Genomic DNA, 10,194 nt, shown 5'->3' on the forward strand with positions numbered 1-10,194 from the left:
TTTAAATACTTTCGCCTATGCTTTAAGCGGAAACACGAAAAACGGCTTAGGTGAAAGGTAGAGATTGTATGGGAAAGGCTTCAACGTTCGTAAAGATTTCCATAATCATGATAATCATACTCTTGGCATTATTTAAAGTAGCAGATAGGAAAGAGCCCTTTTCTTTTTTTCGTACGGACGAATACGCCAGTCCATACATTTATGTAATGGATCGAGAAACGGGGCGTGTCGTTTATGAACAAAATGCCGAAGCTAAAGTATATCCTGCCTCGCTTACAAAGATCATGACAACGATTGTCGCACTTGAGCAGATGGATGATTTATCTGCCGTTGCCCCTGTCGATGTAGAGACGTATCACGAAATGTTTGCCAACAACGCGTCCATGGCCGGTTTTTTTGGCAGGGAAGAAGTAACGTACCGTGATCTTTTATATGGAACGATGTTAACATCAGGTGGGGAAGCAGCAAACTCGTTAGCGGTTCATGTGGGAGGAAATGTGGAAAATTTTGTGCAGATGATGAATGACAAGGCTGCTGAACTTGGATTGAATGGCACACACTTCACAAATCCAGAAGGTCTTCACAATGAAAAGCAATATACGACCGCTTCTGATATGGCTAAGCTTTTAGACTATGCCTTAAACAACAACGATTTCAAGACTATTTTTACAGCAAAGACATTTCAAACCACACCAACAGCCGAACATCCTGATGGCCTTTTACTACAATCCACTGTTCTGACATTCCTCCATAAAGAAGAGCAAGATCGGTTTGACATTCTAGGTGGAAAATCAGGCACCACCTACGAAGCAGGACAATGCTGGGCCACACTTGGTTTGGTCGAAGACAGCGAATATATCAGTATCGTCATGGGCGCTCCCTTGAAAAATATTAGCCATCCAGATCGCGCCCAAATCGCCGATACGCTCAAATTGTATCGAAAAATCGAATCTAGTGAATAATGCTTTCAAGTGATTACAGCCTGAAACGGCTGTAAGTAGCTTGTGAGAGAAAAACCAAGTCATGTGATCACTGACTTGGTTTTTTCTCCTGTCCGATTTGGTCGTTGAAAACGGCGCTGGTGTGCACCGCTACATGCTACCGACTGCCTTTAAATATCGAGCGAAAACGTTTCTTTTAAGCCTTGTTTTCCTGCGTCTGTAATTTTGATTGCTCGTGTTTTCGGCAAACGTTGCACCCAGTTTAATTCAATAAACCTTTCTAGCAATGCATTCCCCAACGCTCCAGCAAGGTGGTGGCGCCTTTCACTCCAGTCTAAACATTTGTGTGAAAAGGAACGGCGTTTTTTCCTGACATTTTCCAGGTTGATTTGAAAAGCTTGAAAGAATGCCTCTCCTGATTCAGTAACGACAAAGCCGTCCTTGTCTTCACGAATGACATTCATGTTGAGCAAAGACTCTGTTACTTTCACCCCTAAAGCGCCGGCGAGGTGGTCATAGCACGTTCTTGCCGAGCGGATTGCTTTGTCTTGAGAGGCTTGATTGAATGACTTGATTTTTTGTGGCGGCGCAATCGATAAAAGCGACTCCATGATTTTTGCAATTTCTGGATCTTGAATTCCATAATAACGGTGTCTCCCCTGTTTTTCGACGCCAAGAACGTTGGCATCGACCATTTTGGCTAAATGGAAGCTAGCTGTTTGTGGCTTGATGCCTGCCATATAGGCCAACTCACTTGCGGGATGGAACCGACCATCTAATAAGGCGGTTAATATCGCCGCACGGGAAGGTTCGCTTACAAGTGAAGCGACGATGGCGACATTTGGATTGGCATTCATTTTAACACTCCCTCTTGTAATCGATATTTCGATTATAGTGGAAGTATTTCTATTCTACAATCGACTAGGAAGGACAACAGAGGAGGAACAAATGAATGGAACAAGCAGCTCAAGGCATTCATACAGAAACGATTAAACCAAGCATTTTATACTACGGAACGCCTGTCGTTTTAGTAACAACACTGAATGAGGACGAATCCGTCAATATTAGTCCGATCTCGTCTTCATGGGCATTAGGAGACTGTCTCATACTAGGCCTTGGACTTGGGGGAAAAGCGATTGAGAATATAGAACGCCATCCTGAATGTGTTTTAAATATACCAAGCCCTTTCTTATGGGAAAATGTTGAACGATTGGCTCCGCTAACTGGGAAACAGCCCGTTCCAGCTGGCAAGAAACAGCTTGGATTTACGTATGAAAAAGACAAGTATGGCAGTAGTGGCTTAACGCCCGCTCCGTCTGAAGCAGTAAAACCGACACGGATTTTAGAATGCCCGCTTCAAATTGAAGCAACAGTGAAACACATTCGCATTCCAGAGCATTCGCCCGATTTTGCGATTGTCGAAACACAAGCAGTACACGTACATGCTCATAAAGAAATTATGATTGGCGAAAATCATATTGACCCAAGTAAATGGAGTCCGCTTATCTATAATTTCCGCCATTATTTTGGCTTAGGCGAACAACTGGGAAAAACGTATCGGGCGGAACAGTAAAACATGAGCAAGCTTTGTGTTGGCCGCGATGTTCGATAACGCAAAAGCACGCTTTCTCTCTTTTCACCCAGAGAAAGCGGCTACTTTTTTTTAGCTTTTTTATTTTTGTGTTTAGCCTTGAATGTTATTCCAAAAAATTTTATAAGAAATATCTAAAGAGTAGTCAAAAGACTGTTTTGTATTATACAGTAAATCTACAATTAGCCCATCAAATAGGACAATAAAGGCAACCGTACACTCGTCTGAAGTGTAATTAAATGTTTCTTTATCAAAAACTTTTTTTATTTCTGTTTTTAGGGTATTGAGATAAGGTATATAATGCGCCGATACATAAGATTGTATTTCTAGTGGTTCCGCAAATGATAATGCCTGCAAAAACCCTGTGTTAGGTTTATCGTAAGCCCTTAGACTGACCTCTTTCAGAAAGGAATACAATACTTCTTTAGGAGGAAGGCTCGAAAACCTATCAAAAAAAGATTGTGTAAAAACAATTTCTGCGTCAATCACTTCCTTGTAAAGTTCCATAAATAATTCTTTTTTTGAAGGATAGTGATAGGACAAGGATTGCTTTCTAATCCCCGCTTCCTCAGCGATTTGTGACATTTTAACACCTTCATATCCATTCCTATAAAACTGATTAATTGCTACCTGTTTGATTTTTTGTTTCGACATTCCTTATATTCAACCCCTTTAAACGCTGTTTTACAACCAAGTAAACCACATACACAATTAAAAATACAACGTAAATCAATGTTGCCACAATATAAACAGCTTGATAAGATGCTGCCTCTGCTATTAATCCGAGGATTAATGAACCTCCGCCAATACCAACATCGAAAAAGTTAAAGAAAGAAGCCATTGCGTCCTCATGTTCAGCTTTATCTACCAGATTGATACACCAAGTTTGAATGGCAGGAAGCAACGAACCAAAACCAAAACCATAAAATATGGCCGCAATAAAAAAAGTACTATTCGCATTTGCACTATATAATAGACCCAATCCAATGATAGCAAAGATAGCACCTGGAATTAATACAACAGATGGACCATGTAGATCAAACAGCCTACCAGAAATCAAACGTACTGCAAAGCTTGCCAACGCTATAACAAAGAAAAATAACCCGACGTGAGAAAAATCTTTTTCCAAGGCGTATAAAGAGAAGAATGACATGATCCCTCCTGCCGCAAATCCAACTAACAAAATGAGAAAGGCGGGAAATAAAACTTTCTTTTCTAGAATTTTCGTTTTCACATTAGCTTTCTTGTCTAATGCCTTTCCATCTGGCGCTCTCTTAACAAATATCCCCATCATAAGAGCTAATAGCAATACTGACATACCACCTAAGAACAAACGTTGAAAATCATACAGTTCTATAGCCATGATACCTATCATTGGACCGACAGAAATGGCGACGGTTTCCCCTAAACCAAAGTATCCAATCCCTTCTCCACGTCGCTGTTTAGGAATGATTTCAGCTGCTAGGGTAGCAAAATAAGTTGTAGCCAATCCAAAACCAGCTCCATGAAAAAGCCGAATAATCAATAAAGTAGTAATATCAGTAGAAAGATAATAGGCTCCAGTTGCCAATGCATTTATTAAGATGCCAAAGATTAAGAGAAATTTTTTGTCGATTTTACTTGCCAGAATGCCTGCAAATGGACGAATTAGAATGGCGGATAACATAAATATTCCTGTTACTACTCCAACTTGACTAGCTGCTCCTCCCATTTCTGTAATAAAGAGAGGCAGCGTAGGAAGCAGCATCTCGAAAACCATAAAAAGCAAACCATTTGAAACTAAAATAAAAATAAATGATGGTGACCATATTTTTATATGTGAATGAGTCATTGTTCTAAGCTCCTTTTGTTTTTCTGTATGTCACTAAGTCATCTTATCTGATCATGGTCAGATTGTAAATATCTTTTTAGCGCTTTTAAAATAGATTTTATATGACAACAGTCATATAAATCTTTATTACTATAAAATTTTTCTTTAGAGCTTTTCGTACCTTGTTATAGCTTAAATGTTTGATTAGAAAGTAACAATTTTTCAAAAAGCAACATAGGCAGTAAAAAACCAAGTCATGTAGTTAAATGACTTGGTTTACTGTCTTTTCTCAAAAAGTTGTCCCTATTTATGTTCCCCTTTGCCCTAGAAAACCATAGACATTTTTTAACCAACTCCCCATTATAAGTGACTTATTATCTGAACAATTCTATCAAGGGCCTCTCGCTTAAGGTAGGAAGTTTCCAATATCCTCTTTTCGCCAAGGCCGATCACAGCACATCTGTTTTTTCAACAGAATGAACGACCATAGCAGCAATGCAAAGTCCTATAACTGCCAATGTGAATGGAATATAAATAATAGTAGCAATTGAAAAGCCTGGGTTGTAAGAGCTAATCAGGGCGACAATGATGATCGACGATACAATCGTTGCTGGCACTGATTTTTGGCGCATGCCAAAATACAACGGGATCAAGCTTGTGCCTGCGGCAGCCACTGCATACATGCCCGAACTGCCCGCCTTTTCAATCAGCATCGCAAAAGTGACGGTCTGGTCAACGACTTGCAGAACTGAATTTCCGAGCCACAATGCAGCGCTGACAACAAGGTCAGAGCCTAAAATCGTCACGAACGTAAGCAAAAACACAAGCGCCAGTTTTGCCGAAAGCAGTTTTTTCCGTTGCACAGGCAATGCAAATAAAATATTGATCGTCTTGTTTTTATATTCCTTAATCACCAGCTTTGCAAGGAGTACAGCCGCAAACACAATAAACACGGCGCGGACAAACAAGCCACTAATAAAAAAACCTTCTTCGAGCGTATGAAAAGGAATGTCTTCGACCTCGAACTTGCCCATAAACATAAGTGCATAAACGGTGAGCACAATTAGAAAATTGGCGACAATCGCTCCTTTCCAATACCACCCTAAGCTTGCTTTCCTTAATTCTAGTTTTAGTAAATGATACATGGCTTTCACTCTTCTTCCTGTGCTTTTTCTTGGTCAAGCACTTGATGGAAATATTCTTCTAACGATTTGTATTTTTTGCTAATCGCTTCAATTTCGACATGATGGTCGAGCATCGCCTGTGTGATTTCGTTTTGCCTATGACCGGCCTCATAGACGCGAATCGTGTTGTTGTGGAGTGCTTTGAAATTGCTTAACTGCAGCACGTCTTCCAACACAAAGCATGCTTGCTTTTGATTAGCAGTTAAAATTTCGATATATTCTGTATTTTTCTCTTTGAGCGCTTTCATAGAGATTTCCTGAAGCCATTTTCCGTTTTTGATAACGCCGATACGGTCAGCAAATAGCTCGACTTCGCTAAGCAAATGGCTGGAAACAATCAATGTCGTTCCATATTCTTGGTTCATCATTTGAAACATCTCTCTCACTGTTTTAATGCCTGAGGGGTCCAGCCCATTCATCGGCTCATCTAAAATCAATAGCTCCGGTTTGACTAACATCGCACGGGCAATGCCGAGCCGCTGTTTCATCCCGAGTGAAAACGTATGGACAGGTTTGTGTTGGACTTGCTCCAATTCGACCCATTCCAGCACTTCGTTTATGGCGTTTGGATCGTAATAGCCCATGTACTCAGACACTAATTGCAAGTTTTGTTGTGCTGTTTTCTTTTCATAAAAAGTGGGGTATTCGATCATGCTGCCAACACGTCTTAAATACTGATAAGACGAAGCCTTTATTGGCTCCCCAAACATGTCAATTGTCCCGTAACTCGGTTTTACTAGATTGGTCAGCATTTTCATAATCACGGTTTTCCCTGAACCATTAGGGCCGAGTAGCCCATAAATCTCCCCTTTCCGCACACTCATCGTAACATTTGAGACCACCTCGTCCCCGGCTATGAATTTTGTCACATCGTGTAAACGTACAATTTCCTCCACTATGTTCCTCCTTCTTATCACTTGATTCGTTTATTAGTATAGAGCATGGATTTGTCTTTTTTCTTTATCCTTTCTTACAAATTTCTTAACCGGCTATTTTAGAGAGTGGTCTTACCTGATTTTTTTGAATGTGCAGCGAAAGATCGTTTTTTGATAAGGGGTACTGATCGCTGTTATTGTCCCTTTCATGGCGACGACAAGGCGCTTCGTAATGCTTAGTCCAAGCCCGCTGCCGTGGAATGCTGGATTTCGAGCGTCATCCAACGTATACATGCGCTCAAATATCCGCTCTTGTTCTGTTTCGGGAATGCCTTTCCCTTTATCCCAAACGTCAACGACTGCTTGTCCCTCTTCTTCCGTTACCGACAGGCCAAAGACATTGCCTTCATGCCCATAAAGAATCGCATTGGCGATCAAATTGCTCAACACCCGTTCGAGCCCTTCTTCATTGCCTTGAATGTAAATCGGCTTCTCGGGTATGTCGATTTGTACGTCCATTCCTGTTGAAGCCAACCACTCATAATGGTCAAGCACGCTTTGGCGGCAAACTTCATTCAAATCAATTCGGCTTAATGGCAACAGCTCATCGCCTGCTTCCAGCTTTGCTAAAGCAAAGAACTTATTCATTTGCGAAATCACCTGTTCTGTTTTCTCATGAAGGCGGCCAATGATTCGCATTCGTTCTTGTTCAGGCATTTCTCGGTCTAGTTCCAGCTTTTCAATGTAAGCAATCATCACCGTCAATGGTGTTTTTAAATCATGTGAAATATTGGCCAACATTTTACGTTGTTCCAGTTTGGCTTTATGGTAATGAGCCACTTGTTGTTGATTCAAAGCGAGCAAGCGGTTGATTTGCGCAAGTACAAGTTGGAGTTCCTTTTCATCTGTCGCCACAAGCAATTTGCCGCTTGTTTCCTGGTCAACGAGCGCTTTAAGCTTTTCTTCGATAGCAAGCAAACTTTCTTTCGATTTTCTTTGCCGATAAAAATGCCAGCCTATCATAAACACAAACGCTAGGGCGAAGACGACCGTTGCCACACTCATTGTGGTGCTCCTAGTTTATAACCGATTCCCCAAACCGTTTCGATAATCTCAGGTTTGGACGGATTGGTTTCAATTTTTTCCCGCAAACGCCTAATATGGACATTGATGACGTTCTCTTCACCAAGATACGGTTCATTCCAAATTTGTTGATAAAGCTGTTCCTTTGTAAACACGCGCTTTGGGTTTTCCATAAATACGTGCAGCAACTGAAACTCTTTTGCCGTCAGCTTCACCGCTTGCCCGTTTTTATAAGCCATAAACGCATCTACATCCAAGCGGATGCCTCCGCGCTGAAGGACTCGTTCTTCCTTAGCGTCCGCTACTGTGTAGTCGGTAGCACGCCTGATCGCTGCCTGTACCCGAGCTGTCAATTCAATGAGCGAAAACGGTTTGGCGATGTAATCGTCTGCCCCAAACCCTAGCCCAAGCGCTTTATCTAAATCGCTTCCTTTCGCGGAAAGGATCAATATCGGCACAGAACTATGTACACGGATTTGCTTTAAAAGCGTGATTCCGTTCATTTTCGGCAACATTAAATCGAGCAATACTAAATCCATGCCGCCATTTGCAAACAATCGGACCGCCTCTTCTCCATCGGCTGCTGTCAGTACCCGGTATCCTTCATTCTCTAAATGCTCTTTTACTAAATCGCTAATTTCTGGATCGTCTTCAACGAGCAGGATTTGCTTCACTGGTAAAACCCCCTCTTGCAAAAGTTTACCACGGGCACCTGCCCTACTCAACTTGTTGGAAAAGCGAGCTGTTCGCCTAGCCAAAGAAATTTGGTGAAATGATTTACAAATGTATATGTTGTTACGGAGAGTACGCCTGTTTTTAAATAGAGTAGGAGGGGGCGACTAACCCCCGACCTCTCACACCACCGCACGTACGGTTCCGTATACGGCGGTTTCAGTTAAGTTTGACGAAGTGTATCATAACGTTCCATTAAGCTCTTGAGCCCTTGACTCTTCCAATATGCAGAGTCGAGGGTTTTGTGTAAAATCGGACTTTTCGCGATTCGCCAATAGGCTTTTCGCGTATTGGCCCATTCCCACGCTTTTCCTATCCTGGCGCCAAGTGAGACGAGCTTCCGCTGTCTCGTTTTCGGTTTCTTCCATTCTTTCCAGCGGATCATTCGGAGGCGTCTCTTTACCCATGCGTCTAATTTCTGTAGGAAAGATGGCGTTTCGACTAACTGAAAGTAGCCTATCCATCCTATAAGAAACTGATTCAGTCTGCGAATTCGTTCTTCCATCTCAATCGAGTGGCGACGTGAGGTGAGTTCGCGAATGCGATCTTTACATCGCTTGAGACTTTCTTTTGTGATCCGGATCTTCGGGTCTTTTCGATTGCGCGTGAAGGTGAACCCCAGGAAGCTCCGCTCCCACGGGCGCCCCCATGCGCTCTTTTCCCGATTCACTTGAAGTCGGAGACGATTCTCTAGGAACGTCGTCATCTTTGTTAGCGTTTGTTTTGCCGCTCGTCGTGACTTGACGTAAATCTGGCAGTCATCCGCGTAACGAACGAATCGGTAGCCTCGTTTCTCTAGTTCCTGATCCCACTCATCTAACACAATGTTGGAAAGAAGCGGACTGAGCGGTCCGCCTTGCGGCGTTCCTTCTGTACTCGGCTGAACCAGTCCGTTTTCCATAATCCCTGCTTGAAGGTAGCGTCTAATCAGACGCAACACTTGTCGATCTTGAATGATCTGGCTCAGACGTCTCATTAAGCGGTCATGATGGACGCGATCGAAGAACTTCGAGAGGTCAATGTCCACGACCCATCCGTACCCTTCTTGGATATACGTCTTCACCTTTTTGACCGCGTCATGTCCCCGTTTTCCTGGACGAAACCCGTAGCTATTTTCGGAAAAGCTTGGGTCCATCTTCTTTGACAACACTTGAGCGATGGCTTGTTGGATCAGACGGTCGATCACCGTCGGAATGCCTAATGCCCTTACGCCTCCAGACGGTTTCGGGATTTCGACCCGTCTTACTGGCTGAGGAGAGTAGGTTCCTTCCATGATTGCCCTTCTCAAGGGGTCCCAGTTTTCCATGAGATAGGATCGGACGGATTTTGTCGTCATCCCATCGACACCAGGACTTCCTTTATTGGACTCCACGCGCTTGAGCGCTTGGAGGAGATTGTCTCTTGATAGAATCTGATCCAACATGTATTTCTACTCCTTCGTATAAGAGGGGTCTTCTTGTGTGGCTGTACGCTCCGCCCTCTCTCCAGCCCCCTGCGGGATTCACCGCTTCTTGCGGGAGAGTAGGTTCCGTAGATGTTTCTGCTTCAACACGTACAACGTTCGCCAAGTCCTCTTATTCCTTTCCTGATTCCGTCCTTCCATGTCTGTCTAGATCAGACATGTACTATGACTTCTGCTGACTTCTCGTGTCTCAGCACCTGTTCACATAAGTGGTTACAGAACGTGTTCCGCACGATCACTAGATCTCCCCGGGTAAGCGCATGTCCTTCCCCTCCATGTCTCCGCCTCATTTACGCCTATTCCCTTTGGTCACTAGGACTTCGACTTGTCGTGCAGCCTCATCCAAGAATAAGCGCCTGATGAGATTCGTGTTCCTCGGAGCGGAGGTTTGCCTCGGACTTCCTTCAGATTCTGAGTCGCCCCAGACACCCTTGTCGTCGGCTAACAGTTACAGTGACCTTCACTGTTCGGGACTTCAACCCTATAGCCCATGCGCATGCCGGGCACACATAGAGA

At 43.1% G+C, this 10,194-nt stretch carries 10 protein-coding genes; 2 read left to right on the forward strand and 8 right to left on the reverse strand.

Annotated features, from left to right (window positions below; genetic code table 11):
- Positions 1–107: 107 nt before the first annotated feature.
- Positions 108–962, forward strand: a complete 855-nt coding sequence (locus BC8716_RS00265; RefSeq protein ID WP_257253719.1) for a D-alanyl-D-alanine carboxypeptidase family protein — start codon at positions 108–110, stop codon at positions 960–962.
- Positions 963–1,111: 149 nt separating this feature from the next.
- Here BC8716_RS00265 and BC8716_RS00270 read toward each other — a convergent pair whose 3' ends face one another.
- Entirely contained in the window at positions 1,112–1,798 is a 687-nt protein-coding gene (locus tag BC8716_RS00270; RefSeq protein ID WP_094423437.1) for an ArsR/SmtB family transcription factor, read from the reverse strand.
- A gap of 95 nt (positions 1,799–1,893) precedes the next feature.
- Between BC8716_RS00270 and BC8716_RS00275 the strand changes: the two genes are divergently transcribed.
- On the forward strand, positions 1,894–2,514 hold the full coding sequence (locus BC8716_RS00275; RefSeq protein WP_094423438.1) for a flavin reductase family protein: 621 nt from the start codon (positions 1,894–1,896) through the stop codon (positions 2,512–2,514).
- A gap of 111 nt (positions 2,515–2,625) precedes the next feature.
- On the opposite strand, the gene BC8716_RS00280 is transcribed toward BC8716_RS00275, so the two are convergent.
- The 7 genes from BC8716_RS00280 to ltrA form a co-directional block, all read right to left on the reverse strand.
- On the reverse strand, positions 2,626–3,186 hold the full coding sequence (locus BC8716_RS00280) for a TetR/AcrR family transcriptional regulator (RefSeq protein WP_094423439.1): 561 nt from the start codon (positions 3,184–3,186) through the stop codon (positions 2,626–2,628).
- A complete protein-coding gene (locus BC8716_RS00285) occupies positions 3,152–4,363 on the reverse strand; it encodes an MFS transporter (RefSeq protein WP_094423440.1) in 1,212 nt (403 codons plus the stop codon). The genes BC8716_RS00280 and BC8716_RS00285 overlap by 35 nt, the downstream gene beginning before the upstream one ends.
- Positions 4,364–4,791: 428 nt before the next feature.
- The gene (locus BC8716_RS00290) at positions 4,792–5,487 is read right to left on the reverse strand and encodes an ABC transporter permease (protein ID WP_257392274.1); all 696 of its coding nucleotides are present in this window, start codon (positions 5,485–5,487) and stop codon (positions 4,792–4,794) included.
- Between the two features lie 5 nt (positions 5,488–5,492).
- The gene (locus BC8716_RS00295) at positions 5,493–6,422 is read right to left on the reverse strand and encodes an ABC transporter ATP-binding protein (RefSeq protein ID WP_094423442.1); all 930 of its coding nucleotides are present in this window, start codon (positions 6,420–6,422) and stop codon (positions 5,493–5,495) included.
- A gap of 111 nt (positions 6,423–6,533) precedes the next feature.
- Complete coding sequence (locus BC8716_RS00300) at positions 6,534–7,466, reverse strand: sensor histidine kinase (RefSeq protein WP_094423443.1); 933 nt, start codon at positions 7,464–7,466, stop codon at positions 6,534–6,536.
- Entirely contained in the window at positions 7,463–8,158 is a 696-nt protein-coding gene (locus BC8716_RS00305) for a response regulator transcription factor (protein WP_094423444.1), read from the reverse strand. Before BC8716_RS00305 ends, BC8716_RS00300 begins: the two co-directional genes overlap by 4 nt.
- 221 nt (positions 8,159–8,379) lie before the next feature.
- Positions 8,380–9,639 (reverse strand): group II intron reverse transcriptase/maturase, encoded by a 1,260-nt coding sequence (gene ltrA, locus BC8716_RS00310; protein WP_094423445.1) that lies wholly within the window; start codon positions 9,637–9,639, stop codon positions 8,380–8,382.
- Positions 9,640–10,194: the final 555 nt, after the last annotated feature.

Origin of the sequence: Shouchella clausii, assembly GCF_002250115.1 — a bacterium.
In the GTDB taxonomy this organism is placed as follows: Bacteria; Bacillota; Bacilli; order Bacillales; family Bacillaceae_D; genus Shouchella; species Shouchella clausii.

Bases quoted from the DNA above. Each gene is read 5' to 3' on its own strand.
- BC8716_RS00275 (WP_094423438.1), top strand. From the start codon at position 1,894: ATGGAACAAGCAGCTCAAGGCATTCATACAGAAACGATTAAACCAAGC.
- ltrA (WP_094423445.1), bottom strand. From the start codon at position 9,639: ATGTTGGATCAGATTCTATCAAGAGACAATCTCCTCCAAGCGCTCAAG.
- BC8716_RS00300 (WP_094423443.1), bottom strand. From the start codon at position 7,466: ATGAGTGTGGCAACGGTCGTCTTCGCCCTAGCGTTTGTGTTTATGATA.
- BC8716_RS00280 (WP_094423439.1), bottom strand. From the start codon at position 3,186: ATGTCGAAACAAAAAATCAAACAGGTAGCAATTAATCAGTTTTATAGG.
- BC8716_RS00290 (WP_257392274.1), bottom strand. From the start codon at position 5,487: ATGTATCATTTACTAAAACTAGAATTAAGGAAAGCAAGCTTAGGGTGG.
- BC8716_RS00285 (WP_094423440.1), bottom strand. From the start codon at position 4,363: ATGACTCATTCACATATAAAAATATGGTCACCATCATTTATTTTTATT.
- BC8716_RS00270 (WP_094423437.1), bottom strand. From the start codon at position 1,798: ATGAATGCCAATCCAAATGTCGCCATCGTCGCTTCACTTGTAAGCGAA.
- BC8716_RS00265 (WP_257253719.1), top strand. From the start codon at position 108: ATGATAATCATACTCTTGGCATTATTTAAAGTAGCAGATAGGAAAGAG.